We start from the raw sequence: 26,906 nt of genomic DNA, 5'->3' as shown, positions 1-26,906 counted from the left end.
GGCCCGGGGCACCTGGATTTCACCCCGGCGGGGTCACGGCCGCACGTACCGCTCCCCGGCGTCCCGCAGCCGCTCGTGCAGCCGGCCGAACACCTCCGCCGACCGCCCGCCCGGCCAGTCCCCGGGCAGCAGCTCCGACGGCAGACCCGGGTCGGCGTACGGGAGTTGCCGCCACGAGTCCAGGGCCAGCAGATAGTCCCGGTAGGCGGTCTGCGGGCGGGGCGGGTCGCCGGTGTCCCCGGCCGCCTCCCAGTCCCGCAGCACCGGCTCGTGCAGCTCCAGGAACTCGTGGTGCAGCCGCGCCACCGCCGTCAGGTCCCACCAGCGGGCCACCGCCTCGCGGGTGGCGGCGAAACCGAGGTGCTCGCCGCGGAACAGCTCCACGTACGGGGCGAGTCCGAGCCGCTCCAGGGTGTGCCGGGTCTCCTCGTACAGCCCGGCCGGCGCGATCCACACCCCGGGCGCGGCCGTGCCGAAGCCGAGCCGGGCCAGCCGGGAGCGCAGCAGATGGCGCTTGTTGCGTTCCGCCTCGGGCACGGAGAACACCGCGAGAACCCAGCCGTCGGAGAGCCGCGGCCCGGGCCGCCCGTAGATCCTCCGGTCCCCGTCGTCCAGCAGTTGCCGGGCGTCCGGCGACAGCGCGTACCCCGCCGAACCGTCCGCCGCACGGGCGGCCACCAGCAGTCCGCGCCGCTTCAGCCGCGAGACGCACGAGCGTACGGAAGGGGCGTCGACGCCGACGGCGTGCAGCAGACGGATCAGCTCCGACACCGCGAACGGCGCCCCGTCCGGCGGGCGGCCGTAGGCGCCGTAGAGCGTGACGATCAGGGAACGGGGGGTGCGCAACTCGGCCACGTGATCACTTTAGGGGCGTTGGTCCCGCAGCAGGAACCGCTGGAGTTTTCCGGTGGCCGTACGGGGCAGGGACGCCGGGAAGACGAAGACCCGCGGGCACTTGTGCGGGGCCAGGCTGGCCTTCATATGAGCGCGCAGCGAGTCCGCGGTCTGGCCCGAGCCCTCCGTCAGCACCACGTGCGCCACCACGATCTCGCCCCGCAGTTCGTCCGCCCGGCCCACCACGGCGGCCTCCGCGACCTCCGGATGGCGCAGCAGGGCGTCCTCCACCTCGGGGCCCGCGATGTTGTAGCCGGAGGAGATGATCATGTCGTCGGCGCGGGCCACGTAGCGGAAGTAGCCGTCCGGTTCGCGGACGAAGGTGTCGCCGGTCATGTTCCAGCCGTGCCGGACGTACTCCGTCTGCCGGGGGTCGGAGAGATAGCGGCAGCCGACCGGACCGCGCACGGCCAGCAGCCCCGCCTCGCCGTCGGGCAGTTCGTCCCCGCGCTCGTCCACCACCCGGGCCTGCCACCCCGGCACGGGCACCCCGGTGGTGCCCGGCCGGATCGCGTCGTCGGCGGCGGAGATGAAGATGTGGAGCAGTTCGGTGGCCCCGATGCCGTTGATGATGCGCAGCCCCGTCGCCTCGTACCAGGCCCGCCAGGTCGCCTCGGGGAGGTTCTCCCCGGCCGACACGCAGCGCCGCAGCGCCGGGAGGTCGTGGCCGTCCAGCTGCCCGAGCATCGTGCGGTAGGCCGTCGGCGCGGTGAACAGCACCGAGACCCGGTGCCGGACCAGGGCGGGCAGCAGCTGCCGCGGGCCCGCCTGCTCCAGCAGCAGCGTCGAGGCCCCGGCCCGCAGTGGGAAGACCAGCAGCCCGCCCAGGCCGAACGTGAAGCCCAGCGGTGGACTGCCCGCGAACACGTCGTCGGCCGAGGGGCGCAGCACGTGCTCGGAGAAGGTGTCGGCGATGGCCAGGAGGTCCCGGTGCAGGTGCATGCAGCCCTTGGGGCGTCCGGTGGTCCCCGAGGTGAACGCGATGAGCGCGACCTCGTCGGCGGCCGTGTCCACCGCCCGGTACGGCCCGGTCCTGGCGTCGGCCAGCCGGGTCAGGTCCCCGGCCGCGTCCCCGCCGAACAGGGTGATCCGCAGACCCTCCACGTCCGCCTCCGCCAGGTCCCGCACCGACCGGGCGTCGCACAGGGCGTGGCCGATCCGCGCCAGCGAGCAGATGGTGGCCAGCTCACTCGCGCGCGCCTGCGCCAGTACGGTGACGGCGACCCCGCCCGCCTTCATGACGGCGAGCCAGCAGGCGGCCAGCCAGGGCGTCGTCGGCCCGCGCAGCAGCACCCGGTTGCCCGGCACGACGCCCAGGTCGTCCGTCAGCACATGGGCGATGCGGTCCACCGTCTCCCGCAGCTCTCCGTAGCTCCAGACGCTCCCGTCGCCGGAGAGCAGCGCGGGGCGGTCCGCGCCCCGTTCCTCGACGGTGCGGTCCAGCAGTTCGTGGCCGCAGTTCAGCCGGTCGGGGTAGCGCGGCGCGGGATCGTCGAGAAGGAGCTCCGGCCACTGCTCCGGAGGCGGGAGATGGTCGCGCGTGAAGGTGTCGGCGTGGGCGCCCGCGGCGTGACCGGACGGCTCGGGATGCGCGCCGGGGACGCGTACGGACGCGTCGGCGGCGGCTGTGGGCGTGTTCGGCGAGGAATTCGGCTCCATGAAGGATCGCCCCCTTGTCGCCTCTGGAGCGTATCGTTTGGGTGACGGTAGTCAACGGTCCGCGATAAGACATGACGTGCGATGCGTTGCGACGCGACGCGACGATGCGATGCGACAGGGCACGTGGTACGACCGACACGACGCGACAAGAGAGGCGCCGCCATGACGGCATTCTCCCTCGAACCGGAACAAACCGCCTGGTGCGAGGAGCTCCGCACCCTCGCCGCGCAGGAACTGCGCCCGCTGGCGGAGAAGGGGGAGCCCGGGCGCGTCAACCGCCCGCTGCTGACCGCTCTCGGCGAGCTGGGCCTCCTCGACCGGATGCTGGGCTCCGGGGCGCTGGACCTGTGCCTGCTGCGCGAGTCCCTGGCCCGGGGCTGCACCGAGGCCGAGACCGCCCTCGCCCTCCAGGGCCTCGGCACCACCCCGATCGTCCAGGCCGGCACCGCCGCCCATCGCGAGCGCTGGCTCCCCGAGGTGCGGGCCGGGCGGGCCGTCGCCGCCTTCGCGCTGAGCGAGCCGGGCGCGGGTTCCGACGCGGCGGCCCTGAGCCTGGCCGCCGAACCCACCCCGGCCGGCTGGGCGCTCACCGGCGAGAAGTGCTGGATCTCCAACGCCCCCGAGGCCGACTTCGCCGTGGTCTTCGCCCGGACGACCCCCGGGGCGGGATCCCGCGGCGTCACCGCGTTCCTGGTCCCGTCCGACCGCCCCGGACTCACCGGCTCCGCCCTCGACATGCTCTCCCCGCACCCCATCGGCACCCTGGAGTTCGACGGCGTACCGGTCACCGCCGACGACGTGCTCGGCGAGCCCGACCGGGGCTTCCGCGTCGCGATGAACACCCTCAACCTCTTCCGGCCCAGCGTCGGGGCGTTCGCCGTGGGGATGGCCCGTGCCGCCCTCGACGCGACCCTGGACCACACCGCCCACCGCACGGCGTTCGGCGGCCCGCTGAGTGACCTCCAGGCCGTCTCGCACCAGGTCGCGGAGATGGCCACCCGCACCGAGGCCGCCCGCCTCCTGGTGTACGCGGCGGCCGCCGCGTACGACGCGGGGGAGAGCGGCGTGCCGCGCCGGGCGGCGATGGCCAAGCTGTACGCCACCGAGACCGCGCAGTACGTCGTCGACGCCGCCGTCCAGCTGCACGGCGCCCGCGCCCTGCGCCGGGGTCATCCGCTCGAACACCTCTACCGCGAGGTCCGCGCGCCGCGGATCTACGAGGGCGCGAGCGAGGTGCAGCGCACCATCATCGCCAAGGAGCTGTACGCGAGCGCCGCCCAGCGGTCCGAGCCCGCCGCCGAGCGGCCCGCCGCTCAGCAGCCTGCCGCTCAGCAGCCCGGCACCGAGCAGCCCGGCACCGAGCAGCCCGTAGCCCAGCAGCCCGTGGAGCCCGCGGGCCTCACCCAGGAGCCGCCCGCATGAGTCCGTCCCACCGGATCAACCCCGCCGAACTCTCCCCGCCCACCGGATTCAGCCACGCCGTCGTCGCCACCGGCGGCCACCTGGTCTTCCTCGCCGGGCAGACCGCACTCGACCCGGAGGGAAAGGTCGTCGGGGCCACCCTGCCCGACCAGTTCGCCGTCGCCCTGGGCAATCTGCTCACCGCTCTCCACGCGGCCGGCGGCGCCCCCGCCGACCTCGCCCGGGTCACCGTCTATGCCACCGACATCGCCGACTACCGCTCCCACGCCCCCGAGCTGGGCCGGATCTGGCGCAGGCTCGCGGGGCGCGACTACCCGGCGATGGCCGTCATCGGGGTGGTCCGGCTCTGGGACGAGCAGGCGATGGTCGAGATCGACGGGGTCGCGGTCCTGCCGTGAGCCGGGCGTCCGAGTAGCGGCGGGCGGGCGGCGGGGCGAGGCTGACACCCCGTACCGCGACCACCGCGGACCCTGCGCCGGACACGGCTGAGGCACCCCCCGGGGACAGCGGCCGGGAGGCGTGCGGCGCGCCGGTCGAGTGAATCAGCCTGAGCGATATATCTGTATTTAGTGCCTTTTATTCCGGATGCCCCGCCGCCCGAACCGGACACCCCTCGGTGATCGCGCTCATCGTCGCCCACTTCGCGCTCGCGGCCTGCGCGGGCCCGCTGGTGCACCGGCTCGGCCGACGGGCCTTCGTCGTGCTGGCCCTGCCCCCGGCGGCGGCCACCGTCTGGGCCCTCACCCGCTGGAGCACCGCCGCGTCCGGAGGCGCGGACACCTGGTCCTGGCAGTGGATCCCGGACTACGGCGTCGCCCTCGACCTCCGCCTGGACGCGCTGGCCGAACTGATGGTGCTGCTCGCCGCCGGGGTCGGCGCGCTCGTCCTGCTCTACTGCGCCTCCTACTTCACCGACGACACCCCGCAACTGGGCCGCTTCGCCGGGAACCTGCTCGCCTTCGCGGGCGCGATGCTCGCCCTCGTCCTCGCCGACGACCTGATCACGCTCTATGTGTTCTGGGAACTGACCACGGTCTTCTCCTACCTGCTCATCGGCCACGGCAGCGAACACCGGCACAGCCGCCGCTCCGCCCTCCAGGCCCTCGTCGTCACCACGTTCGGCGGCCTCGCCATGCTCGTCGGCTTCCTGATCCTCGGTCAGGCCGCCGGCACCTACCGGATCTCCGCGATCGTCGCCGACCCGCCCGAGACGACCCTCGCCGTGTCCGTCGCCGTCGTCCTCGTGCTGTGCGGGGCCCTGTCGAAGTCCGCGATCTGGCCGTTCTCCATGTGGCTGCCGAACGCCATGGCCGCGCCGACCCCCGTCAGCGCCTATCTGCACGCCGCCGCGATGGTCAAGGCCGGTGTCTACCTGGTCGCCCGGCTCGCCCCCGCCTTCGCCGACGTCCCTGTCTGGAAACCCGTGGTGCTCGTCCTCGGCGGCGCGACCATGCTGCTCGGCGCCTGGCGGGCGCTGCGCCTGAACGACCTCAAGCTCGTCCTCGCCTACGGGACCGTCAGCCAGCTCGGCTTCCTCACCCTGCTCGCCGGGACCGGCAACCGCGACGCCGCGCTCGCTGCCGCCGCGCTGATCCTCGGGCACGCCCTCTTCAAGGCCCCGCTGTTCCTCGTCACCGGCATCGTCGACCACGCGGCCGGCACCCGCGACCTGCGCCAACTGTCCGGAGTCGGCCGCTCCCTGCCGTACGTCGCCGGTGTCGGCGCCCTCGCCGCCGCCTCCATGGCCGCCCTCCCGCCGCTGCTCGGCTTCGCAGCGAAGGAGGCCGCGTTCGAGGCGCTGCTGCACGGCTCCGCCGCCGACCGGTGGGCGCTGGCCGTCGTCGTCACGGGCTCCGCGCTGACCACCGCGTACAGCCTGCGGTTCGTCTGGGGCGCGTTCGCCCGCAAGCCCGGCGTCCCCGACACCCCCGTCCACCGCGTCGGGTGGGCCTTCCTCGCCCCGCCCGCCCTGCTCGCCGCCCTCGGCCTGGTCCTCGGCCCCGGCGTCGGCTGGACCGACCGGCTGCTGGGCGCGTACGCCGACACGTTCCCGGCCGGGGGGAAGCCGTACCACCTCGCCCTCTGGCACGGCTTCGGTACCGCGCTGCTCCTGTCGGCCCTCGCCTGGGCCGCGGGCGCCGTCCTCTTCCTCGGCCGCGCCCACGTCACCCGGCTCTCCCGCCGGATCGCCTGGCCCACCGCCGACAGCGTCTTCGGTCATCTGCTGCTCGGGCAGGAACGTCTCGCCCTCCAGGTCACCGGCTTCATCCAGCGCGGCTCACTCTCCGTGTACCTCGCCACCACCCTCCTCGTCATGCTCGCCGGGCAGCTCACCGTCCTCATGGTGGACACCCCCTGGAACGGGGCCGTGCGCCCCCGGCTCTGGGACAACCCGCTCCAGGGCGCGGTCGCCGCCCTCACCTGCGCCGCCGCCCTGCTCTGTCTGACGGTGCGACGGCGCATGAAGGCCGTCGTCCTGGCCGGCCTCACCGGATACGGGACCGCGTTGCTCTTCGTCGTCCAGGGAGCGCCCGATCTGGCGCTCACCCAGTTCTGCGTCGAGACCGTCTCGATGATCGTCTTCGTGCTCGTACTGCGCCGGATGCCCGTCCACTTCCACGAGACCGTGAGCACCTGGCGGCGGGCCGTCCGCATCCCGACGGCGCTCGCGGCCGCCGCCACCGTCGGCGTCGGCATGTGGGTCGCCGCCGCCGCGCGCACCGCCGAACCGGCCGGCGCCGCCATGGTCCAGGAGGTCGCCGACCACGGCCTCAAGGACGTCGTGGCCACCATCCTCGTCGACCTGCGAGCCTGGGACACGATGGGGGAGTCCGCCGTGCTCGCCGCCGCCGCGGTCGGCGTCACCAGCCTCATCTACCTGCACCGCCGCAGCGACGGCACCATGGTCCAGGAGGAGTTGCGGGGCCGCACCGCCTGGTCCCTCTCGGCGCACCACGCCTCCCGACTGCCGCAGGGCGACGACGCGGCCCCCGAACGCGGCTGGCTGGCCGCCGGAGCCACCCTCGCCCCCGAGCACCGCTCGATCGTCTTCGAAGTGGTGGCCCGGCTGCTGTTCCACCCGATCCTCGTGCTCTCGCTCTACCTGCTGTTCTGCGCCGAGTCCCTGCCCGGCGGCGGGTTCGTCGCCGGACTCGTCGCCGGACTCGCCCTGATCACCCGCTACCTGGCGGGCGGCCGCTTCGAACTGGCCCAGGCCGCCCCCCTGCAACCAGGCCTCTTCACCGGCCTCGGTCTCTTCATCTCCACCGGCGTGGGCCTCCTCGGACTCGCCGACGGCACCGTCCTGCACGCCTTCACGTACTACGGACACCTGCCGGTCTTCGGCACCTACCACCTGAGCACCTCGGTCCTCTTCGACTTCGGCGTCTACCTGCTGGTCCTCGGCGTCGTCCTCGACATCGTGCGGGCCCTCGGTGCCAAGATCGACCGGCAGATCGAACGGGCGGCGGGCGTCCTCACCCCCGAAGGCGGCCCCGAGGCGGGAGGGGCCCCCCGGTGATCGTCAGCGCCTCGCTCCTCACCACCGCCGTCGTGCTCTGCGCCGTCGGCGGCACCCTCATGCTCACCCGCCCGCTGACCCGCATCCTGCTCGGCGCCGTCATCCTCGGCAACGGCATCAACCTGCTGGTCCTCTCCTCCACCGGCCGGGCCGGAGCGGCGCCCCTGCTCTACGGGGTGTCCCTGAGCCGGGTCACCGACCCGCTGCCCCAGGCCATCGCGCTGACCGCCATCGTCATCACCCTGGCCACCACCGCCTTCCTGCTGGCCATGGCCTACCGCAGCCACCAGATCACCGGCACCGACGAGGTCCACGACGACCTGGAGGACCGCCGCATCGTGCTGCGCGCCGAAGTGCTCGGCGAACGCGCCCAGTTGCGTGAACAGTTCCGGTCGGGGGCCGAACCCACCGCCGAGGAGCGCGAACGCTACCGCGAGGAGCGCCGCCGGCTCCGCGACCGGCTCCGCGCCGACCGCGCCCGCCAGGCCCGGGGCCGCGACGCCTCCGGCAACCTGTGGAACGACGTGCTGGGCGCGGACCCGGAGGACTACGCACGCGACGGCGACGCCAAGGCGGACGACCGCTACCCCCGTGACCGAGGAGCCGACGGATGAACGCGCTCGTCCCGCTGCCCGTGCTGCTGCCCCTGTGCGCCACGGGTCTCAGCCTCGCCTTCGGCACCCGTCTGGGGCGCTTCCAGCGCTTCATCAGCGTCGCCGTGCTGTCCGCCGTACTCGCGCTCTCGGTGATCCTCATGATCGCCGCCGACCGGCAGGGCCCGCTCTCCGTCCACCTCGGCGACTTCGCCCCGCCGCTCGGCATCACCCTGGTCGCCGACCGGCTGTCCGGGCTGATGCTCACGGTCTCCTCGGCCATCACGCTCTGCGTGCTCGTCTACTCCCTCGGCCAGGGCATGACCGACCGGGACAAGGAGACCCCGCTCGCCGTCTTCCACCCCGCCTATCTGATCCTCGTCGCCGGGGTCTCCTGCACGTTCCTCTCGGGCGACCTCGTCAATCTCTTCGTCGGCTTCGAGATCATGCTGGTCGCCAGCTTCGTCCTGCTCACCCTCGGCGGCACCGGACCCCGGATGCGGGCGGGCTCCACCTACGTGATCATCTCGCTGTTCTCCTCGATGCTCTTCCTCACCGCCATCGCCATGACGTACGCGGCCACCGGCACCGCCAACTTCGCCCAGCTCGCGGGCCGGCTGGCCGATCTCCCCATCGGCGTACAGACCCTGATCCAGGCGCTGCTGCTGACGGTCTTCGCGATCAAGGCGGCCGTCTTCCCGCTCGCCGCCTGGCTCCCCGACTCCTACCCCACGGCCCCGGCCCCCGTGACCGCCGTCTTCGCCGGACTGCTCACCAAGGTCGGCGTCTACTGCATGCTCCGCACCGAGACCCTCCTCTTCCCCGGAAACCGCATCGGCGACCTCCTGATGGCCATCGCACTGGCCTCGATGGTCATCGGCATCCTCGGCGCGGTCGCCCAGACCGACCTGAAGCGGCTGCTCTCCTTCACCCTGATCAGCCACATCGGCTACATGGTCTTCGGGATCGGCCTCGCCACCCGCGAGGCGTACGGCGGGGCCATCGTGTACGTCGCCCACCACATCACCGTCCAGACGACCCTGTTCCTCGTCGCCGGGCTCATCGAACGCCGGGGCGGCACCACGGAGCTGACCCGGCTCGGCGGTCTAACCAGGGCCGCGCCGATGCTCGCCGTGCTGTTCTTCGTCCCCGCGATGAACCTCGCCGGGATCCCCCCGCTGTCCGGCTTCATCGGCAAGCTCGGGCTGATGCGCGCCGGCGTCGCCGACGGCGGCGGCTGGGCCTGGCTGCTGGTCGCGGGCTCGGCGGCCACCAGCCTGCTGACGCTGTACGTGGTCGCCAAGGTCTGGAACCTGGCCTTCTGGCGCGCCGCCCCGCCCGGCCAGGCCGTCGCCGGCACGGTCCTGGAGTCCGGCGACGACAGTGACGACGACACGGACGCGGGCCCCGACCGGATCCACGGCACCGGTGACGAAGGCGTGGCGACCCCCCGCCCGGCAGGCGAGGCCGTCGCCGCGACCCTGCACGAACGGGCTGTCATCACCACCGTCCGGCTGCCCCGCCCGATGATCGCGGCCACCGCGGCGACCGTCGCGATCGGCCTCGCCTTCACGGTGTTCGCCGGCCCGCTCACCGCCTTCACCGACCGCACCGCCGCCGAGATCCTCCGGCGGACCCCTTACGTCCAGGAGGTGCTGGGCCGGTGAAACGCATCCTGCGCCTCTCGTTCCGCAGCGCCGATCTGCCGCCGCTGAGCTGCGAACTCGGCACCCGCCGACGCGTGCTGGACCTGCCGCTCATCGCCTGGCTCACCGTCATCTGGGTGCTGCTCTGGTCCACCCTCACCTGGGCCAACGTCATCACCGGCCTGGTCGTCTCGGTCGCCGTCTGCCTCGCCTTCCCGCTGCCCCGGGTCGACCTCGGACTACGGCTCCACCTGTGGGGCATCCTGCGCCTGGTCGGCTACCTCTTCTGCGACATGTACACATCGGGGGTGAAGGTCACCCGGCAGACCTTCTTCGGCCTGCCGCACCGGGCCGCCGTGATCGGGGTACCCCTGCGCTGCCGCAGCGACCTGATGCTCGCGGCCACCGCCGTCGCCGTCTCCAACGTCCCCGGCGGCTCCATCATCGAGGTGCGCCGGGCCACCGCCACGGTCTTCCTGCACGTCCTGGACGCCGACCGGCCCGAGGAGCTCGAAGCCGCCCGGCGCCAGGTGTGGCGGATCGAGGAACTGACCGTACGGGCCTTCGGCACCCCCGACGAGATCGCCCGGGTCGCCGAACCCCCGCCACCGCCCCAGCTCGCCGCAGGAAGGCCCGCGCCATGACCGCGCCCGAACAGGTCGACCACATCCTGCTGACCACCGCCGTCGTCCTGATCCTGCTCGCCGGGGCCCTGCTGCTGGCCCGGATCTGGCGGGGCCCCTCCATGCTGGACCGGGCCATCTCGCTGGACGTCTGCGCCGCCCTGATCATCGCCGGACTCGCCGCCAAGTCGGCGTTCGCCCGGGACCCGTTCTACTTCCCGATCATGCTGGTGCTGGCGTTCCTCGGGTTCACCGGCTCGGTGGGCATCGCCCGCTTCATCGCCGTACGCGACCGGCCCCGCCACACGCCCCGCTCCCCGCGCCCCGACGACACCGAGGAGGGCCCGGGATGAATCTCTGGCACCAGATCGCCGACACGGCCGGCGCCGCACTGCTCCTCGTCGGCGCCGCGATCTGTCTGCTCGGGGTGATCGGCATGATCCGGCTCCCCGACGTCCTCTCCCGCAGCCACGCGGCGACCAAGCCGCAGACCCTCGGCATGATCCTGGTCCTGGCCGGGGTCGCGCTGCGGCTGCGCGGCGGCATGGAACTCGCCACCCTCGGCCTCATCGCCTTCTTCCAGATGCTCACCGGACCGGTGGCCTCGCACCTGGTGGCCCGTTCCGCGTACCGCACCGGGCAGATCGAACACGGCGACCTGCTCTTCGACGAACTCGACGAGCAGCTCACCGACGGCAAGTGAGCGCCCGTCGGGCTTCACGCCCCCGGTACCCGGTCCAGGAATCCGCTCACCGAACTGATCCGGCCGTCGTCGGCGAGCCGGACCACATCGAACCCGGCCACCGGCGCGGAGCCGTCCGCGGGGGAGACCAGCTCCCAGGAGAACCGGACCAGGTCGTGGTGCCCGTCGGCCGTCCCGGCGGGCCGGAACCGGAAGCCGGGGAACTGCTCGTGCGCGCCGCCGATCACGGCCGCCAGTCCCTCGTGTCCCTGGACGTCGGCCAGCGGGTCGGTGTAGCGGGCGTCGGTGGTGAACGCGGCGGCCACGGCCTTCGCCCGTTCCTCGGCGCCGGTGGTGTTCCAGGCGGCGAAGTAGCGCTGGACGGCCTCGTCGTACGCGGTCATGGTGTGCCTTTCCTTCCGCGCCCCGTGGGTCCGGGGTGATGGCACCACCTTGGCCCGGGGGGTGGGGCACCGTCGATTACCCCGGAGGTAAGGGGGCTCCGTGTGCCGCTCCGCCGCCGGGCGTAGGGTCGAAGAGAATCGCGCATCGCGCGCAGGACGAGCGGGGGCGGGGAACCATGACGTACGGAACGGTCACGGCGGTCAGCAGCAGCGACGGCCACACGTTCAGCAAGGAGAGCCGGGACAGCGTGACGCTGCTCGCCGGACTCGGCGTCGAGGGCGACGCCCACGCGGGCGAGACGGTCAAGCACCGGTCCAGGGTCGCGCAGGACCCCACCCAGCCCAATCTGCGGCAGGTCCACCTGATCCACGAGGAACTGTTCACGGAGCTGGCCGACGCCGGATTCACCGTGGCTCCCGGGGAGCTGGGCGAGAACCTCACCACCCGGGGCATCGACCTGCTCGCCCTGCCCACCGGCACGCGCTTGAGGATCGGCGACGACGCGGTCGTCGAGGTCACCGGCCTGCGCAACCCCTGCCTCCAGATCGACGCCTTCCAGGAAGGGCTGCTGAAGCAGGTCGTCGGCCGGGACACGACGGGCGCGGTCGTGCGCAAGGCGGGTGTCATGAGCGTGGTCCGCCGGGGCGGTGTGGTCCGCCCCGGCGACACGGTCGCCGCCGAACTCCCCGCCGGTCCGCACCGCCCGCTGGAACGCGTCTGATCCCCTACCGCCCTGTCCCCGCCAAAGCGCCCACGGACCCGTGTGCGCATGCCATGATGCGGGCAATGCCGGACGCTGGGGGGCGTATGGGAAGCACGGGCACAGTGCTGCGCGAACTGCGCGGCGCACAGAAGAGCGCCAAAGGTGTCTCGCTCTATTCGCGGTACGTGAACCGGCCCGCCGGACGGGTGCTCGCGGCCGGGGCGTATCGCATGGGTATGACGCCCAATCAAGTCACCCTGACGAGCGCGCTCTTCACGTACGGAGCGGTGGCGTCGGTCGCGCTCGTCGAGCCGTCCTGGGCGCTCGGCGTCCTGGTCTGGGCGGCCCTGGCGGTCGGCTTCGCCTTCGACTCCGCCGACGGGCAGCTCGCCCGGCTCACCGGCAGGGGAGGGCCCGACGGGGAGTGGCTGGACCATGTAGTGGACTGCGGGAAGCTGCTGCTCGTCCACGCCGCCGTCCTGATCTCCTTCTACCGCTTCGGCGAACTTCCCTCCGAGGCATGGCTGTTGCTCCCGCTGGGTTTTCAGCTGGCGGCGGTGGTGACCTTCTGCGCGGGGCTGCTGCGCGAACAGCTCGGCAAGGCGGCGGTGAGTGCCCGGGGTCCGTCCTGGGCGGCGCCGGACGCGGCGGCGCCCGTCTCACGGGTGCGGGCCGTGGCGCTGCTGCCCGCCGACTACGGGGTGTTCTGCCTGGTGTTCCTGCTGCTCGGCGCACCCGGGGCCTTCCGCGCCGGGTACGCCGTGCTCGCGGTGGTGCAAGCGGTGTTCCTGGCGGCCTTCCTCGCCAAGTGGTTCAGGGAGCTGAAAGCGCTCCGGGCCGGTTGACGAGCACGTCCAGCGCCCGGCGCAGCTGGGTGCTGGACGTGTGCACGGTGTACGGGAAGTAGACGACCTCCACGCCCACTTCGGCGAAGTCGCGTTCCAGCTTCTCCCCCTTGTCCGTGCCCCGCCAGTCGTCTCCCTTGAAGATCACGTCGAACCGGACCTGCTGCCAGGTCTCGACCTTGTCCGGCACGGTCTCCACGAACGCGGCGTCCACGAAGCGCACGCTGCGGACGATCTCCAGTCGTTCGCGGAGCGGGATCATCGGCGTGTGGCCCTTGGCGAGGGCGGCCATCTCGTCCGACACGACCCCAGCGACCAGGTAGTCGCACTGACTGCGGGCGTGCCGCAGGATGTTGAGGTGCCCGACGTGGAACAGGTCGTACACCCCGGGTGCGTAACCCACCCTGTGCTGCACCATCCGTATCTCTCCCCCCACGGTGAACGTGATCCGGTGATGTTGCAACGACCTTACTGTGAAGAACACTTGTGCAAGCCGTGAACGGATAAGCTCGGCAGGGGCTGTTCCCCGGTGGGGGCAGCGGCTGTCGTGGGGGAAGGCGATCATCCGATGTCCGAAGCGTCAAGGCCCAGTCCGATCCGAGGCCGCCGACTTCTGGTGGTCTCGACCAACTACGCACCGGAGCTCACGGGCATAGGCCCGTACGCCACCCAGCTGGCCGAGCACTGGGCCGCGTCCGGGGCCCGGGTCCGGGCGCTCACCGGTATGCCGCACTACCCCTCATGGCGGCTGGAGGAGGCGTACCGGGGCGTCTGGAGGACGGTGGAGATACGCGGCGGCGTCGGCGTGCACCGGCGCAGGCACTACGTGCCGTCCCGTCAGTCCGCGCTGAGACGCGCCGCGTTCGAGGCGAGCGTCCTCGCCACCGGACTGTTCGCCCCACCGCCCGGACGCCCCGACGCCGTCATCTCCCAGCTGCCCAGCCTCGCGGGCGGCGTCATCGGAGCCCGCATCGCCCGTCGCCACCGCGTCCCCCACCTGCCCGTCGTCCAGGACCTGATGGGCGCCGCCGCCGCGCAGAGCGGCATCCGGGGCGGAGGCAGGGCCGCCACCGTCGCCGCGACCGCCGAGCGGCACGCACTGCGCGGGGCCGCCCTCGTCGGCGTCATCCACGAGAGCTTCGTCCCCGGCGTCACCGCCCTCGGCGTCGACCCCGGCCGTATCCGCCTCGTCCCCAACTGGACCCATGTGCAGGGCCCCACCGCCGACCGGGCCGCGACCCGCGCCCGGCTCGGCTGGCCCGAGAACACCCCGGTCGTCCTGCACTCCGGCAACATGGGGCTCAAGCAGGGTCTGGACGTCCTGGTGGACACCGCCCGCCTCGCCCCCGACGTCCGCGTCGTCCTGATGGGCGACGGCAACCAGCGCGACGCCCTGCGCGCCCGCGCCGGGCAACTGGCCAACGTGGACTTCCTGGAGCCCGCGGCGGCCGAGGAGTTCACCGACGTCCTCGCCGCCGCCGACGTCCTCGCGGTCACCCAGCGCGCCTCGGTCCTCGACATGAGCGTCCCCTCCAAACTCACCTCCTACTTCACCTCCGGACGCCCCGTGATCGCCTCCGTCGCCGACGAGGGCGGCACCGCCGACGAGGTCCGCCGCTCGGGCACCGGGGTCCTCGTCGCCCCCGAAAACCCGGCCGCCCTGCTCGAAGCGGTGCGGAAGCTGGTCGCCGACCCGGCCGCCGCCGACGCCCTCGGGGCCGAGGGACCGCGCTACGTCGCCCGCCACCTGAGCCGGGAGGCGGGCCTCGCCCGCTTCGACGACCTGCTCGCCGAGGTCCTGCCGGACGCACAAGGGAGCCCCCGCCGATGACGTCGCACCACCGCACCCCGGACGACCACGACGAGCCGGCGCTCCTGCGCGACCAGTTCCGCCAACTCCTGCGCTACCGCTCCCTGCTGGCCTGCGGAGTCGTCGTCGGCCTGCTCGGCGGCGGCTATCTCGCCCTCGGCGGCGAGGACACCTACACCGCCACCGGCGAGGTGCTCGTCCGCTCCGCGATCTCCGACCCCTTCGCCGCCGGATCCACCGCGGACAAGGGCATCAACATCGGCTCCGAGCGCCAGACCGCCGTCAGCGACACGGTGGGCACCCTGGCCGCCGGGACCCTCCTCAAGGCGGGCGACGACGTCACCGCCCGCGAGCTGCTCACTGGGCTCCAGGTCACCAACCCGCCCAACACCCTCACCCTCCGCTTCTCCTACACGGCCGCCACCCCCGAGCAGGCCCGCGCCCGCGCCGAAGCCCTCGCCGGGGCCTACCTGGCCCACCGCAAGGCGCGCACCCTGGAGAGCATCCAGAACATGTCCGACGGCTACCGGGCCCAGCTCCGCCCGCTGGAGGAGAAGCGCGACCTGCTGGAGGACCAGACAGGAACGGGCGCGGAGGACGACGTCAGCAGCGCCCGCGCCAACATCATCGTCTCCATCTCCGAGCTGAGCCGGAAGATCTCCGAACTGAAGGCCCTGGACACCACCCCCGGCTACCTCAACAAGAAGCCCGTCGCCCCCACGTCGCCCACCGGCCCGGGACTGCCCCTGCTCCTCGGGCTCGGCGGCGTCGTCGGCCTCGCCCTGGGACTGCTGCTCTCCTGGGTGCGCCTCGTCTTCGACCCCGCCGTACGCTCCCCCCGCGAACTGGTCCGCTCGCTCGGCGCGCCCCTGCTCGGCACCCTGCCCCGGGAACGCACCGCCGCGGGCAGCCTGCTCGCCATCGGGCGCGGCGCCTCCCGGCTGGCCGAGGAGTACCGCGCCGTCGCCTTCCGGCTCGCCTACGACCCGTCGTTCGCCGAGAGCCGCCGTCTGCTGGTCACCGCCCCCCGCGGCGACAACACGGCCGCCGCCGCCGCGGCGGCCAACCTGGCCGCCGCATTCGCCGAGATGGGCCGCGACGTCCTGCTCGTCGAGGCCGACCTGCGCACCCCCTCGCTCGCCCGCGACCTCGGCTCCGGCTCCCACGGGGTGCGCCCGCCACGCTGGGCCGGCGAGGAAGGCGGTGGCTGGCCCGTCGGCGGTCGCACCAACGTGGACGTGCCCGGCTCCGGGGCCTTCGCCCTGATCCCCGGGACCACCGTCGACAACGTCCCGCGCGCCCTGACCTCCCCGCCCGTCGGCCGCATCGTCGCCGAGGCCGACCGTCCCGGCAACGTCGTCATCGTCCTCGCCCCGCCCGTCCTGTCCTACGCGGACGCCGTCGCCCTGGTCGACCGGGTGGAGGGCGTCATGATCGTCTGCGACCCGCGCGAGGTGCACCGCAGCGACCTCGAACGCATCCGCGAGATCATCGGCGCCTCCGGAGGCTCCGTTCTCGGCGCGCTGCTCCACCCCGGCCGCAGGCGGCTGCGGCGCGCGGAGCGACGGGCGAAGCCGGCCCGGCGCCGGGGCGGTGGCGGCGGCCCCGCCCCCACCGCCGGGCCGGACGCTCCCGAGACCACCGGCGATCCCACCGAGACCCTCGGCCTGCGCGCCTTCACCCAGCCGGCCGCACGCGGGTGAGAGCCCGCACCGCCGTCCTCTGCTCGGTCGCGGACCAAGGTGTGGCGGCGCTCACCAACATCCTGGTGCTCCTCGCAGCCGCCCGGCTCTCCACCGTCACCGACTTCGCCCGCTTCTCCGCGGTCTACCTGGTCTTCACGGTGCTCCTCGGCGTCGCGGGCGCGTACACCGGGCAGCCGCTGGTCCTCAAGCGCGGCGCCGGGGAGGAGACCCGGTCCGCCTGCCGGTCCGCGCTCGCCTTCACCGTCCTCGCCTCGGCCGCCCTCGGCGCGCTGCTCGCGGCGGTCTGCGCCCTTGTCCCCGGCGACACCGCCCGCGCGCTGACGACACTCGGCCTCGTGCTCCCCGTGGTGCTGGGACAGGACGCGGGACGGTACGCCTTCGCCACCCTCCAACGCCCCCATCTCGCCCTGACCGGAGACCTGTTGCGGCTCGCCTGCGTGCTGGGGGCGCTCGCCGCGCAGGAGTACGGGGCGTCCCCGGCGCGGCTGATCGCCGTCTGGGGCCTCTCCGCGCTGCCCGCCCTGCTCCTGTCCGCCGCCCTCCTCCACCGGGCCACTGCGGGCGCCCCGGTCCGACTGCGCCCGATGCTGCGGCGCGGCCATCTCGGACGGCGCTTCACCGTCGAGTTCGGCGTCGGCAACGCGACCGGCCAGCTGTCCGTGCTCGGCCTCGGCGCGGTCGGCAACCCGCTGCTCGTCGGCGCGCTGCGCGGGGCGACCACCCTGTTCGGACCGCTCAACGTGCTCTACACCTCGGCCACCTCCTTCGGCCCCCCGCTGCTCGGCCGCATCGGCGACGAACGCCGCCGCGTCCGGGCCACCGCCGCCCTCGCCGCCGTCCTCGCGGCGACCGCCGCCCTCTGGGCCACCGTGCTCGCCCTGCTGCCCGCGCGCGCCGGACGCGCACTGCTCGGCGACACCTGGCCCACGGCCGCCGCCCTGCTCCCCGCCACCGGCAGCCAGTACGCGGCGATGGCCGCCGGCACCTGCGGACTGCTCGCCCTGCGCATGCTCGACCCGCGCACCACGCTCACCATCCAGGTCGTCTTCTCGCTCACCGCCGTGGCGCTTCTCGCGGGCGGTTACGTCGTCGGGGGCGTCCCGGGCGCCGCCTGGGGACTGGCCCTGGGCTCGCTCTGCAAGGCCGTCGCGACCTGGATCAGGGTGGCCCGGCTCCGCCGCCGGGGGCCCACGCCCGAGGAGCCCGTCAGCGCCGACGCGCTGCCCGCTGCTCCCTGAACGTGGTGATCAGCACCAGGCACAGGGCCGCGATGGCCAGCTTCCCCACCGCCTGGAGGAGCGGACCGCGCAGCAGGATGAAGGTGTACCCGGCGATGAGCGGGGCCGCGATCGCCAGCACACTGCCGGGCCCCGGCCCCGCCCGGGTGACCGCGAGGGCGTACCTGCGGTCGGTGCGGGCCGCCGCGTAGCCGATCAGCGCGAACCCGCCGACCATCCCGGCAGGACCGAGATCGACCCAGAACTCGGTCCACAGCGGGGCCGAGAGATTGGTCATCCGCAGCCCCATCCACTGCCCGACCCGGACCCCGGTGTCCTCCGGCTTCCCGCTCCACACCGCACGCGGCACGAAGAACAGCGCCGAGCCCGTCAGCTGGCGGCCGTAGGTGTGCCCCCGGGTATCGACCCAGGAGATGGTGTTGGCGAACATCACCATCTGGTCGTAGTCCTTGGTCACCAGCGGATCGAAGACCGAGGCCGACTGCACGGGCCGCTCGCCCCCCTCCTCGTACCGGAACTTGTCCGCGTACGGGAACACCACCAGCGCCCCCACCACCCCCGTCGTCAGCACCGTCCGGTAGAACGCCGCACTGCTCGGGAACGCGGTGAACACGAACGCCATCAGCACCGTCAGGAACCAGTAACGGGCGTTGGAGACAGGGTTGTTCACCACGAGGTTCAACGCCGCCAGCGCCACCCACACCAGCACCGTCGACGGGGTGCGCCGGGCCCGCCGGGAGGTCGCCAGCCGGCGGGTGTAGAACAGCAGCGCCAGCAGCGCCGGGACCTGGCCGAAGCCCTTGATGAACGCCGAGCCCACATTCGACCCCTCCGTCACCACCCCGCTCGCCGCGACGGTCTCGTTGATCTCCTGCCGGCTGGAGAAGAAGACCGCGGGCCCGCCCAGCTTCAGCACGTAGAACGCGCTCGCCGCGAAGGCCAGCAGCACCAGGAGCCGCAGCCGCACCGGATGCGCCCGGGCCGGCCCGCCGCCCGGGCCCCGTGCGGAGGGGGTACGGCGGCGCAGCGGACGCCGCGACGCCAGCAGCGCCCCCAGGTCGTAGGCCGCACACCCCACCAGGATCATCGCGATCGCGGTCACCAGGTCCTGGCGCGGCCCCACCATCGGCGTCGGCGTCTGCCCGATCACCACCTGGGCGAACGGCGCCACGCCCATCGCGATGTACACGAACATCCAGAAGACGCCCTGGAGCAGCCGCCGCCGGGTCGAGAGGATCATCGTCGCGAGCCGGGCCCCCGCATAGCAGGTCAGCACCAACTGGAGCCAGTACGCCGTGTCCCGGACCCCGGGGCCGGGCTGGGCGGCGATCACCGCGGGCAGAAAGCAGACGAGCCCCAGGACGAGCGGCACGGACAGCGCCCGCGACAGCATCGACCAGGCGATCGGCCGCTCGGGCGGCTCCGGGGGGCCGCCCGGGCCTCCCGGCCACGCCGGACGAGCGGCCACGCGGTCGGCCTCCCCCCGCGCCGACGTGTGCACCGACGTCATGCGCCCCCCAGGGATCAGTGAACCGCTGAACACTCTAACGAATCCGCCCACGTGAGGAAGGTCGATGGCTACTCTGTGAACAAGTGGCCGTGATCGAGGGGAACTCCGGTGAAAATCCTGCATGTTGTCACGCTCCACACTCCGGACCACGCCTTCGGCGGTCCGACCCGGGTGGCGTTCAACCTGTCCAGGGTCCAGCGGGCAGCCGGGGACGACGCCCGCGTCATGGCCCTCGGCGACGGCTTCCCCGACGGCGAACTGCCCCGCCAGGTGGAGGGAGTTCCGGTCCACCTCTTCCAGGCGCGGCACCTGCTCCCGATGTTCGAGGTCAGCGGCATCACCTCCGGGGCGCTGCTGAACACCGCGCGCCGCATGATGCGCGGCGCCGACCTCGTGCACGTCCATCTGATGCGGGACCTGGTGACCCTGCCCGCGGCGCTCCTCGCGCTCGCGACCCGGACGCCCCTGGTCGTCCAGACGCACGGCATGATCGACCCCACCGAGAAGAAGGTCGCCCAGCTCACCGACCTGCTCGGGGTCCGCAAGGTGCTGCGCGACGCCGACGCCGTCCTGCACCTCACCGAGATGGAGCGGGTCGATGTGAACGCCGTCGCCGCCCCCGTCCCGCTCACCCGCACCGTACGGCTGGTCAACGGGGTGCGCCCGCAGGAGCGCAAGCCCGCCCGCGACCCCGGCCGCCCGCCCACCGTGCTCTTCCTCGCCCGGATCCAGGAGCGCAAGCGGCCCGAGGACTTCGTCGCCGCGATGCCGCACGTCCTCGCCCGCCACCCGGACGCCCGGTTCGTGCTGGCCGGGCCGGACACCGGCGCGCTGGCCTCCACCCTCGCCCTCGCCCGGAAGCTGGGTGTGGCCGGCTCCCTCGACCATGTGGGTCCGCTGGAGCACGATCAGGTGCTCGCCGCCGACCGCGAGGCCGATGTGTATGTGCTGCCGGCGATCGAGGAGCCGTTCCCGGTCTCGGTGCTGGAGGCGATGTCGGTCGGCACTCCGGTCGTCATCACCCGCACCTGCGGGCAGGCCCCCGATGTGGCCGGGGCGGGGTCGGGCCGGGTCATCGACAGCCGGGTCGGCGAGGACGCGGCCAACGCCCGCAAGGTCGCCGACGCGATCCTGGAGCTGCTGGAGCCGGAGGCCGCCGAGCAGGCGGGCAAGGCCGCCTGGGAGCTGGTGAACGAGCGGTTCACCATCGAGGCCGTCACCGCCACCCTCCGGCGGACCTACGAGGACGTGGTCCGCCGGCGGCGGGGGTGGTGACCGCGCCGATCGTCAACGCGGCGGCTTCTCCCTCGACTTGAGCGCGATCTGCCAGCGGTAGAAGCTCATCGCCAGCGCGAAGTCGAAACCCGCCCGGCCGTCCAGGAAGCCCCGCTTGTAGAGATACATGTAGGCGAAGGACACCACGGGCTTGAACGGAGCCTTGTGGAACAACTGCCCCTGGCGCGACTTGACCTGGCGCACCTGCTCCTTCACCTCGGGGTGCTGCTCCAGCCATGCCTCCCAGTCCGAGTAGCGGTTGTGCCGCTCGAACCAGGCGGTCACCGGATCGAGGTCCTGGTGCTCGATCGGGTGGGTGAGCGTCCCCACCGTCGCCGCGACCGGCTGGTAGTGGCCCTCCACCTCACCGATGCCGGGGGCGTCGAGGTCCCCGACCTCCGGGTAGTGGGAGCGGGTCCGGTCGGTCAACGACCGTTTGCGGATGGTGTATCCGTGCCGCAGCCGCTTCCCCGAGAACCAGTAGCCGAGCGGTATGTCGTACGCGGCCGGCTTCGGGGCCGCCGGGTCCCGGAAGGTCTGCCGCAACTCGGCCAGCAGCCCGGGGCTGAGCCGCTCGTCGCCGTCCAGGAGCAGGATCCAGTCCAGGTCGGTGCGGACGTTCTCCAGGCACCACTGCTTCTTCCGCGGGTGGCCTCCGTCCCAGGTGTACGTGATCACCTCGGCCCCGCACTCCTCGGCGATCTTGACGGTGTCGTCGGTGCTGTGGGAGTCCACCACCACGACCGCCTCGAAGTGACCGAGCACCGATCTCACCGCCTCCGCGATGTTCAGGCCCTCGTTCTTCGTGGGGATCGCCACGGCTATCGGCAGCTTCGGCTTTCCTGCGGTCATCCCTGGGCTCCTTCGGGCAGCCAGGCGTAGCAGCCTGTGGAGGTGAACGTGCGGGCGGACTTCGGGATCGTGATCGTGCGGGACGTGCCGGTGTCGGACGTGCCCGAGGACAGTTCCTTGCCGCCGGCCCCGGTGATCTGCCAGGAGCAGCCCGTGGTGGGGGAGGCGGACCGGTAGACGCCCGGCCGGAGCTTCTTCCCGGTGTGTGTGCCGTCCGGGTAGGTGTACGCGGCCTCGTCCACCAGGTCCTGGTGCTGGGGGCAGAGCCCCGTGACCGCGTCCGCCGCGTCCGGGATCTCGTCCGTCGCGATGGCGCCGACGGCGGTGTCCCGGTCGGCCTTGACCAGATAGCGGAGCCTGTCGCACGCCTCCTGGCCGGTCTGGAGCACGGCGGCCGGGTCCATGCCCTCGGGCACCCGGTCCGCCAGGTACTCCTTCTGCTTTTTCGTGAACGTCCCGGTGGCCGGGGTGATCCCGTCGGACGGTGTCTTCGGGCCCGTGGCGGTAGCGGAGGGGCCGGCGGCGGCCGGCGCCTCGGGCTTCCCGGTCCGGGGCGTCGCGGATGGGGTGGGCGTGCCGGCGGACGGGCCGGGGGCGGCGGGCCCGGAGGCCGCGGGGCGCTGGGCGCCCGCGGCCTCCGGACCGTTCCCGCCGGCGGACGAACCGCAGGCGGCCAGCGCCGCCGTCGTCATGACGACGACGGCGCCGGCCAGGAACGGGTTCCTCATCGGATCAGTCATTCCTCAGGGCGTAGTGCGCGCTGACCTGCGAAGCGGTCAGCGTGGTCGGGTAGACGGCGGTCTCGTCGATCTGCCCGGCGAAGAAGTTGCTCGTCGGGCGGCTCGACCAGCCGGACAGGTTGTCCCCGCCGACCCGCCAGTAGCCGGGGTTGCCGTCGTTGCCGGAGACCAGGATGTTCGACGCGCGCAGTTGCCCGTCGACGTACAGCGCCATGCCTTGCCCCAGGGGGCCCTGGGTGGCGACGACGTGGTGCCACTGGCCGTCGTTGTAGGCGCCCGGGGTGGTGACGGTCCGCGCCCCGCTGCTCTGCACGCCGAACACGAGCCGTCCGTCGTTGCGCATGTAGACGTGCTTGTCGTGGCGGGTGCTGTTCTGCTGCGTCCTGTTCCCGAAGCCGATGATCTTCCCGCCCCGGGTCGTGGTGGTCCTGATCCAGGTCTCCACCGAGAACCGGGCGGGCGCGGCGTGCAGCCGGTTGCTGTACGCGTATTCGTCGGTGCCGTTGAAGCCGATCGCCGTCGAGGGCCCGGCGACCGCGGCGGGGGTCTGCCGGTAGGCGGGGCCGTTGCGCAGGAAACCGTTGTCGAGATTCCCGCTGCTGTCGTGGGCGAACGTGGACGTGCCCTCGTCGTAGCGCCAGTAGAGGTTCGCCCCGTCGGACCTGACCCGGGCCGGATAGGCCTCCGTCGCGTTCTCCACGGTCGCGGACCGGGCCGGGGACTTGGCGCTGGTGTTGATGCCGTCGCTCGCGGTGATCCGGTACGAGTGGGTCTCGCCCGGCGCGACGTCGGTGTCCGTCCAGGTCAGCTGGGGCCGGTCCCAGAAGACCGAGTAGCCGGTCGTCGTGTGGACCGGGGTGTTGGAGCCGTCCTTGTAGATCCGGTAGGTCAGCTCACCGTCGTCGGTGTCGAAGCTGGTCTGCCAGTTCACGTCGATCCGCCCCGGGGTCAGCGTGGACAGGCTGACGTTGGGCACCCAGGGCGCGCCCGTGTCGGGGCCGTCCGCGAACCGGGTCAGCCCTTGCTGCCGGTCGCCGTTGACCGTGGTGAACTCGCCGCCCACCCAGAGGTAGTGGCGGCCGCCGCTGCTCGTCTGGCTCATCACCCGTGGTCCGACGGGCTCACCGATGCCGTCGTTGGTGTCCGGGAACCACGGGAGCAGCTTGGGGTCGTCGACCGACTGGGCCAGCAGATGCTTGCGCGGCTGGTCGGGGAAGGCCCCCATGCTGGAGCAGTCGTGGGCGTGGCTGCCGCTGTACAGCACGCCGGAGTGCACCAGCACCGCCTGGGTCGCGCCGAGGCAGGTGTCCCGCCAGCGCTGGTCGAAGTCGTCGAGGTCCAGTGCGATGCGCCCGTCGAACACCCCGCCGCCGGTGCCCTCGTTGGCCGTGTAGAAGCCGGTGGCGTCGGTGGCGATGTCCTGGACGGTGGAGTTGTTGTGAATGAACCCCGGGTAGGACTTGGTGAGTTGTCCGGTGGTGGCGTCGACCACGGCCAGGGCGTGGGTGTTCGTTCCGTTGATCCGGAAGAAGTCCCCGCCGAGCAGCACGTGTCGCCCGTCCGGAGTCACCTCGACCGCCCGTGCGACCTCGTCGGCGTCGGCCGTGAAGGGCAGCAGTGAGGCTCCGGTCGTGACGGCGGCGAAGTGGTTCCTGGTCTGCCCGCCGACCGTGGTGAAGTCGCCCGCCAGGTAGACGGTGTCGTCGGTGACGGCGAGCCCCCGCACGGTCGCCGAGACCCCGATCTTGAAGGTGTTGCTGACCGTGCAGGTCTCGGTGTCGATCGCCGCGATGTTGCTCACCCCGACCCCGTTCACCGCCCCGAACTGACCGCCCGCGTACAGCGTTTCGCCGTCCGGGGACAGTGCCAGGGACCGGACGGTCGCGGTCCCCGATGAGATGGTGAAGGAGAGCGAGCAGTCGGTGGGCGCCCCGGTCGCCGCGTCGAACGCGGCGAAGTTCACCGCGGGCTGTTCGTCCGTTCCGGGGGCGGCGGTGGGGGGCCGCAGGGTCGAGAAGGTGCCGCCCGCGTAGACGACGCCGTCTCCGGCGGCCATCGACCAGACGATGCCGTTGGTCTGCCAGGTGGTGAGGTCGTCCGCGGTGATGGCGACCGGTGGTGTCAGCGCCGCCGCCGGAGAGGTCCCGGCCGCGGTCGCGGTCAGGGCTCCGGCCAGCAGGCCGAGAGCGGCGGAAGCGGCCCGCACACGGCCGCGTCCTCCGGTTCTCCGCCCCGTACTTCCGTTCATCATTCAGCTCCGAAGGTGAGATTCGAGCTGCGGCCTGGAGGCCGCGGATCCTGCCTCGCCGGACCGGACGGGCGGACTGTCGCTCCCGCCGCCGGTCGGGCGAGTGAGTAGGCGGAGCGGAGAGCTCCGCCCGGTGCCGGCGCGGTGAGCTCCACCGAGGGGCCGGTGGAGACGGCGGTCGCGCCGGTGATCGTCCCGGGCACGGGCGCGGCTGGCGCCGGCCGGGAGTTGGGGGTGACCGACGACCTGGTCCGGGCGCCGGTGAACGGCATCGCGCGGCGGTCGTCGGTGGAGGCGGCCATCGGGCCGGACGGGTCCGCCGGGCGTACGCGCGGGAACGCGCCGCCCGGCCCGTTCACCTGTCCACCCGGACGGCGGCGCCGCTCAGCTGGTCGTCCAGGCGGCGGATGTCGGCGTCGACCATGATGCGGGCCAGCTCGCGCGAGCGCACCTCGGGCTTCCAGCCCAGCAGTTCCCCGGCCTTGGACGCGTCCCCGATCAACGCGTCGACCTCGCTGGGGCGTTCGTACTTCGGGTCGTAACGCACGTGCTCGCGCCAGTCAAGGCCCGCGTGCTCGAAGGCGAACTCCACGAACTGCCGGACGCTGACGCCCTCACCGGTGGCGACCACATAGTCGTCGGGGGTGTCGCACTGGAGCATCCGCCACATGGCGTCGACGTACTCCGGCGCATACCCCCAGTCCCGGACCGCGTCCAGATTGCCCAGGTGCAGGCGGTCCTGGAGCCCGGCCTTGATCCGGGCGACGCCCCGGGTGATCTTCCGGGTCACGAAGGTCTCGCCCCGGCGCGGCGACTCATGGTTGAAGAGGATCCCGTTCACCGCGAACATGCCGTATGCCTCGCGGTAGTTGACCGTGGCCCAGTAGGCGTAGACCTTCGCCACGCTGTACGGGCTGCGCGGGTGGAACGAGGTGTTCTCGTTCTGCGGGGGCGGGCTGGCGCCGAACATCTCGGAGGACGAGGCCTGGTAGATCCGGGTCTCGATGCCGCTGGCCCGGACCGCTTCCAGAAGCCGGACGGTGCCGAGGCCCGTGACGTCACCGGTGTACAGCGGGGCGTCGAAGGAGACCCGCACATGCGACTGCGCGCCCAGGTTGTAGACCTCGTCGGGCTGGATGTCGCGCAGCAGGTTCACCAGGGCCACCCCGTCGGACAGGTCCGCGTGGTGCAGCACGAAGGAGCGCTCCGGCTCCTCGGGCCCCTGGTAGATGTGGTCGATCCGCTCGGTGTTGAAGCTGGAGGAGCGGCGTATGAGGCCGTGCACCGTGTATCCCTTGTCGAGCAACAACTCGGCCAGATACGAACCGTCCTGGCCGGTCACTCCGGTGATGAGCGCGGTCTTCGCCACGATTCCCCCTTCTCTGCTGATCGCCTCGGCGGCGACGTTCACCGACATATCTGAATTGGGGCGTTCTGTGGTGAAGTGTCACCACAGTTCCCTTCTGCTGGCACAATCCGAGCCATGACGACCGAACTTCCCGCCTCTTCCCAGGAATCCGATCGCCCCCTACTGCGTCCCGGCTCCCGCATATTCGTCGCGGGACACCGCGGCCTGGTCGGCTCGGCGGTGGCCCGCCGCCTCGCCGACGACGGCCATGAGGTGCTCACCCGTGGCCGCGACCTCCTCGACCTGCGTGACGCCGCGGGGACCGGGGCGTATCTGAAGGAGGTACGCCCGGACGCCGTGGTGCTGGCCGCCGCCAAGGTCGGCGGGATCATGGCCAACAGCACGTACCCCGTGCAGTTCCTGGAGGACAACCTGCGTATCCAGCTCAGCGTGATCGCCGGTGCGCACACGGCCGGGGTCGAGCGGCTGCTCTTCCTCGGCTCGTCGTGCATCTACCCCCGGCTCGCGCCCCAGCCGATCCGTGAGGACGCGCTGCTCACCGGCGAACTGGAGCCCACCAACGAGGCCTACGCCCTTGCCAAGATCGCCGGAATCGTCCAGATCCAGTCCTACCGGCGGCAGTACGGCGCCGCCTACATCAGCGCCATGCCCACCAATCTCTACGGGCCCGGCGACAACTTCGACCTGGAGACCTCGCACGTGCTGCCCGCGCTGATCCGCCGCTTCCACGAGGCGCGGCGGGACGGGGCCCCCGAGGTGACCCTGTGGGGATCCGGCTCCCCGCGCCGCGAGTTCCTCCATGTGGACGACCTCGCCGCCGCCTGCGTCACCCTGCTGGAGGGCTACGACGGCGACGAGCCCGTCAACATCGGCTGCGGCGAGGACCTCACCATCCGCGAACTCGCGGAGACGGTACGGGAGGTGACGGGATACCGGGGCGGCATCGACTGGGACACCTCGAAGCCCGACGGGACGCCCCGCAAGCTGCTCGACGTCACCCGCCTCTCCTCCCTCGGCTTCACGCCGCGGATCCCGCTGCGCGACGGCATCGCCCGCACGTACGCCTGGTGGCTCGGCCAACTCCAGCCCGGTCAGTGACCGTTCGCCGCCGCCGGGAGGTGTCTCGCGGCGGCGAACCCGCTGTGCTCCTCGCATCCTCGCGCCCG

General features: G+C 72.6%; 24 protein-coding genes. 15 read left to right on the top strand and 9 right to left on the bottom strand.

Going from position 1 to position 26,906, the window contains the following annotated elements:
• Positions 1 to 33: 33 nt before the first annotated feature.
• Together ACH4KB_RS12370 and ACH4KB_RS12365 are read right to left on the bottom strand one after the other, a co-directional pair.
• On the bottom strand, positions 34 to 855 hold the full coding sequence (locus ACH4KB_RS12370; RefSeq protein WP_398065905.1) for a PaaX family transcriptional regulator C-terminal domain-containing protein: 822 nt from the start codon (positions 853 to 855) through the stop codon (positions 34 to 36).
• Between the two features lie 9 nt (positions 856 to 864).
• The gene (locus tag ACH4KB_RS12365) at positions 865 to 2,553 is read right to left on the bottom strand and encodes an AMP-binding protein (protein ID WP_398065904.1); all 1,689 of its coding nucleotides are present in this window, start codon (positions 2,551 to 2,553) and stop codon (positions 865 to 867) included.
• A gap of 162 nt (positions 2,554 to 2,715) precedes the next feature.
• On the opposite strand from ACH4KB_RS12365, the gene ACH4KB_RS12360 reads away from it, so the two are divergent.
• The 8 genes from ACH4KB_RS12360 (at position 2,716) to mnhG (ending at position 11,060) form a co-directional block, all read left to right on the top strand.
• Positions 2,716 to 3,975 carry an acyl-CoA dehydrogenase family protein gene (locus tag ACH4KB_RS12360; RefSeq protein WP_398065903.1) on the top strand — a complete coding sequence of 420 codons (1,260 nt, stop codon included), beginning with the start codon at positions 2,716 to 2,718 and terminating at the stop codon, positions 3,973 to 3,975.
• Positions 3,972 to 4,373: a RidA family protein gene (locus ACH4KB_RS12355; protein ID WP_398065902.1), complete on the top strand. Its 402-nt coding sequence runs from the start codon at positions 3,972 to 3,974 to the stop codon at positions 4,371 to 4,373. Before ACH4KB_RS12360 ends, ACH4KB_RS12355 begins: the two co-directional genes overlap by 4 nt.
• A 218-nt stretch (positions 4,374 to 4,591) precedes the next feature.
• Positions 4,592 to 7,495, top strand: a complete 2,904-nt coding sequence (locus ACH4KB_RS12350) for a Na+/H+ antiporter subunit A (RefSeq protein WP_398065901.1) — start codon at positions 4,592 to 4,594, stop codon at positions 7,493 to 7,495.
• Entirely contained in the window at positions 7,492 to 8,109 is a 618-nt protein-coding gene (locus tag ACH4KB_RS12345) for a Na(+)/H(+) antiporter subunit C (RefSeq protein ID WP_398065900.1), read from the top strand. The genes ACH4KB_RS12350 and ACH4KB_RS12345 overlap by 4 nt, the downstream gene beginning before the upstream one ends.
• Entirely contained in the window at positions 8,106 to 9,755 is a 1,650-nt protein-coding gene (locus ACH4KB_RS12340; RefSeq protein WP_398065899.1) for a Na+/H+ antiporter subunit D, read from the top strand. Before ACH4KB_RS12345 ends, ACH4KB_RS12340 begins: the two co-directional genes overlap by 4 nt.
• Entirely contained in the window at positions 9,752 to 10,378 is a 627-nt protein-coding gene (locus ACH4KB_RS12335) for a Na+/H+ antiporter subunit E (protein WP_398065898.1), read from the top strand. The genes ACH4KB_RS12340 and ACH4KB_RS12335 overlap by 4 nt, the downstream gene beginning before the upstream one ends.
• A complete protein-coding gene (locus ACH4KB_RS12330) occupies positions 10,375 to 10,710 on the top strand; it encodes a monovalent cation/H+ antiporter complex subunit F (protein ID WP_398065897.1) in 336 nt (111 codons plus the stop codon). The genes ACH4KB_RS12335 and ACH4KB_RS12330 overlap by 4 nt, the downstream gene beginning before the upstream one ends.
• On the top strand, positions 10,707 to 11,060 hold the full coding sequence (gene mnhG, locus ACH4KB_RS12325) for a monovalent cation/H(+) antiporter subunit G (protein WP_361871393.1): 354 nt from the start codon (positions 10,707 to 10,709) through the stop codon (positions 11,058 to 11,060). The genes ACH4KB_RS12330 and mnhG overlap by 4 nt, the downstream gene beginning before the upstream one ends.
• 14 nt (positions 11,061 to 11,074) lie before the next feature.
• Here the strand turns inward: mnhG and ACH4KB_RS12320 are convergent, their stop codons facing one another.
• Complete coding sequence (locus ACH4KB_RS12320; RefSeq protein WP_398065896.1) at positions 11,075 to 11,443, bottom strand: nuclear transport factor 2 family protein; 369 nt, start codon at positions 11,441 to 11,443, stop codon at positions 11,075 to 11,077.
• Between the two features lie 176 nt (positions 11,444 to 11,619).
• On the opposite strand from ACH4KB_RS12320, the gene ACH4KB_RS12315 reads away from it, so the two are divergent.
• Positions 11,620 to 12,165 (top strand): MOSC domain-containing protein, encoded by a 546-nt coding sequence (locus ACH4KB_RS12315; RefSeq protein ID WP_398065895.1) that lies wholly within the window; start codon positions 11,620 to 11,622, stop codon positions 12,163 to 12,165.
• A gap of 86 nt (positions 12,166 to 12,251) precedes the next feature.
• Positions 12,252 to 12,992 (top strand): CDP-alcohol phosphatidyltransferase family protein, encoded by a 741-nt coding sequence (locus tag ACH4KB_RS12310; RefSeq protein WP_398065894.1) that lies wholly within the window; start codon positions 12,252 to 12,254, stop codon positions 12,990 to 12,992.
• Here the strand turns inward: ACH4KB_RS12310 and ACH4KB_RS12305 are convergent.
• Entirely contained in the window at positions 12,961 to 13,410 is a 450-nt protein-coding gene (locus tag ACH4KB_RS12305; protein ID WP_003965602.1) for an adenylyltransferase/cytidyltransferase family protein, read from the bottom strand. The genes ACH4KB_RS12310 and ACH4KB_RS12305 overlap by 32 nt on opposite strands.
• A gap of 150 nt (positions 13,411 to 13,560) precedes the next feature.
• On the opposite strand from ACH4KB_RS12305, the gene ACH4KB_RS12300 reads away from it, so the two are divergent.
• The 3 genes from ACH4KB_RS12300 to ACH4KB_RS12290 are packed head-to-tail and all read left to right on the top strand — an operon-like array spanning position 13,561 to position 17,746.
• Positions 13,561 to 14,823: a glycosyltransferase gene (locus tag ACH4KB_RS12300; RefSeq protein ID WP_398065893.1), complete on the top strand. Its 1,263-nt coding sequence runs from the start codon at positions 13,561 to 13,563 to the stop codon at positions 14,821 to 14,823.
• Positions 14,820 to 16,505: a lipopolysaccharide biosynthesis protein gene (locus tag ACH4KB_RS12295; protein ID WP_398065892.1), complete on the top strand. Its 1,686-nt coding sequence runs from the start codon at positions 14,820 to 14,822 to the stop codon at positions 16,503 to 16,505. Before ACH4KB_RS12300 ends, ACH4KB_RS12295 begins: the two co-directional genes overlap by 4 nt.
• Complete coding sequence (locus tag ACH4KB_RS12290; protein WP_398065891.1) at positions 16,502 to 17,746, top strand: hypothetical protein; 1,245 nt, start codon at positions 16,502 to 16,504, stop codon at positions 17,744 to 17,746. The genes ACH4KB_RS12295 and ACH4KB_RS12290 overlap by 4 nt, the downstream gene beginning before the upstream one ends.
• On the opposite strand, the gene ACH4KB_RS12285 is transcribed toward ACH4KB_RS12290, so the two are convergent.
• Positions 17,715 to 19,256, bottom strand: a complete 1,542-nt coding sequence (locus ACH4KB_RS12285) for a hypothetical protein (protein ID WP_398065890.1) — start codon at positions 19,254 to 19,256, stop codon at positions 17,715 to 17,717. The genes ACH4KB_RS12290 and ACH4KB_RS12285 overlap by 32 nt on opposite strands.
• A gap of 108 nt (positions 19,257 to 19,364) precedes the next feature.
• On the opposite strand from ACH4KB_RS12285, the gene ACH4KB_RS12280 reads away from it, so the two are divergent.
• On the top strand, positions 19,365 to 20,531 hold the full coding sequence (locus ACH4KB_RS12280; RefSeq protein WP_398065889.1) for a glycosyltransferase: 1,167 nt from the start codon (positions 19,365 to 19,367) through the stop codon (positions 20,529 to 20,531).
• Positions 20,532 to 20,543: 12 nt separating this feature from the next.
• On the opposite strand, the gene ACH4KB_RS12275 is transcribed toward ACH4KB_RS12280, so the two are convergent.
• The 4 genes from ACH4KB_RS12275 to gmd all read right to left on the bottom strand — a co-directional run bounded on the left by ACH4KB_RS12275 (position 20,544) and on the right by gmd (position 25,740).
• Entirely contained in the window at positions 20,544 to 21,383 is an 840-nt protein-coding gene (locus ACH4KB_RS12275; protein ID WP_398065888.1) for a glycosyltransferase family 2 protein, read from the bottom strand.
• Complete coding sequence (locus ACH4KB_RS12270) at positions 21,380 to 22,111, bottom strand: hypothetical protein (protein ID WP_398066065.1); 732 nt, start codon at positions 22,109 to 22,111, stop codon at positions 21,380 to 21,382. Before ACH4KB_RS12270 ends, ACH4KB_RS12275 begins: the two co-directional genes overlap by 4 nt.
• 4 nt (positions 22,112 to 22,115) lie before the next feature.
• A complete protein-coding gene (locus ACH4KB_RS12265) occupies positions 22,116 to 24,374 on the bottom strand; it encodes a LamG-like jellyroll fold domain-containing protein (RefSeq protein ID WP_398065887.1) in 2,259 nt (752 codons plus the stop codon).
• 352 nt (positions 24,375 to 24,726) lie between these two features.
• Complete coding sequence (gene gmd / locus ACH4KB_RS12260) at positions 24,727 to 25,740, bottom strand: GDP-mannose 4,6-dehydratase (RefSeq protein WP_398066064.1); 1,014 nt, start codon at positions 25,738 to 25,740, stop codon at positions 24,727 to 24,729.
• Between the two features lie 114 nt (positions 25,741 to 25,854).
• On the opposite strand from gmd, the gene ACH4KB_RS12255 reads away from it, so the two are divergent.
• Complete coding sequence (locus ACH4KB_RS12255; protein ID WP_398065886.1) at positions 25,855 to 26,838, top strand: GDP-L-fucose synthase family protein; 984 nt, start codon at positions 25,855 to 25,857, stop codon at positions 26,836 to 26,838.
• Positions 26,839 to 26,906 lie beyond the last annotated feature (68 nt).

It is taken from the genome of Streptomyces sp. NPDC017520 (assembly GCF_044329855.1).
Taxonomy (GTDB): domain Bacteria; phylum Actinomycetota; class Actinomycetes; order Streptomycetales; family Streptomycetaceae; genus Streptomyces.
Note: the sequence above shows the minus strand (reverse complement) of the source record. Positions and strands in the feature narration are given on the sequence as shown.

Excerpts from the sequence above, each read along its gene's own strand:
- ACH4KB_RS12365 (WP_398065904.1), bottom strand. The coding sequence starts at position 2,553 with ATGGAGCCGAATTCCTCGCCGAACACGCCCACAGCCGCCGCCGACGCG.
- ACH4KB_RS12360 (WP_398065903.1), top strand. The coding sequence starts at position 2,716 with ATGACGGCATTCTCCCTCGAACCGGAACAAACCGCCTGGTGCGAGGAG.
- ACH4KB_RS12355 (WP_398065902.1), top strand. The coding sequence starts at position 3,972 with ATGAGTCCGTCCCACCGGATCAACCCCGCCGAACTCTCCCCGCCCACC.
- ACH4KB_RS12340 (WP_398065899.1), top strand. The coding sequence starts at position 8,106 with ATGAACGCGCTCGTCCCGCTGCCCGTGCTGCTGCCCCTGTGCGCCACG.
- ACH4KB_RS12330 (WP_398065897.1), top strand. The coding sequence starts at position 10,375 with ATGACCGCGCCCGAACAGGTCGACCACATCCTGCTGACCACCGCCGTC.
- mnhG (WP_361871393.1), top strand. The coding sequence starts at position 10,707 with ATGAATCTCTGGCACCAGATCGCCGACACGGCCGGCGCCGCACTGCTC.
- ACH4KB_RS12320 (WP_398065896.1), bottom strand. The coding sequence starts at position 11,443 with ATGACCGCGTACGACGAGGCCGTCCAGCGCTACTTCGCCGCCTGGAAC.
- ACH4KB_RS12315 (WP_398065895.1), top strand. The coding sequence starts at position 11,620 with ATGACGTACGGAACGGTCACGGCGGTCAGCAGCAGCGACGGCCACACG.
- ACH4KB_RS12310 (WP_398065894.1), top strand. The coding sequence starts at position 12,252 with ATGGGAAGCACGGGCACAGTGCTGCGCGAACTGCGCGGCGCACAGAAG.
- ACH4KB_RS12305 (WP_003965602.1), bottom strand. The coding sequence starts at position 13,410 with ATGGTGCAGCACAGGGTGGGTTACGCACCCGGGGTGTACGACCTGTTC.
- ACH4KB_RS12300 (WP_398065893.1), top strand. The coding sequence starts at position 13,561 with ATGTCCGAAGCGTCAAGGCCCAGTCCGATCCGAGGCCGCCGACTTCTG.
- ACH4KB_RS12295 (WP_398065892.1), top strand. The coding sequence starts at position 14,820 with ATGACGTCGCACCACCGCACCCCGGACGACCACGACGAGCCGGCGCTC.
- ACH4KB_RS12285 (WP_398065890.1), bottom strand. The coding sequence starts at position 19,256 with ATGACGTCGGTGCACACGTCGGCGCGGGGGGAGGCCGACCGCGTGGCC.
- ACH4KB_RS12275 (WP_398065888.1), bottom strand. The coding sequence starts at position 21,383 with ATGACCGCAGGAAAGCCGAAGCTGCCGATAGCCGTGGCGATCCCCACG.
- ACH4KB_RS12270 (WP_398066065.1), bottom strand. The coding sequence starts at position 22,111 with ATGAGGAACCCGTTCCTGGCCGGCGCCGTCGTCGTCATGACGACGGCG.
- ACH4KB_RS12265 (WP_398065887.1), bottom strand. The coding sequence starts at position 24,374 with ATGATGAACGGAAGTACGGGGCGGAGAACCGGAGGACGCGGCCGTGTG.
- ACH4KB_RS12255 (WP_398065886.1), top strand. The coding sequence starts at position 25,855 with ATGACGACCGAACTTCCCGCCTCTTCCCAGGAATCCGATCGCCCCCTA.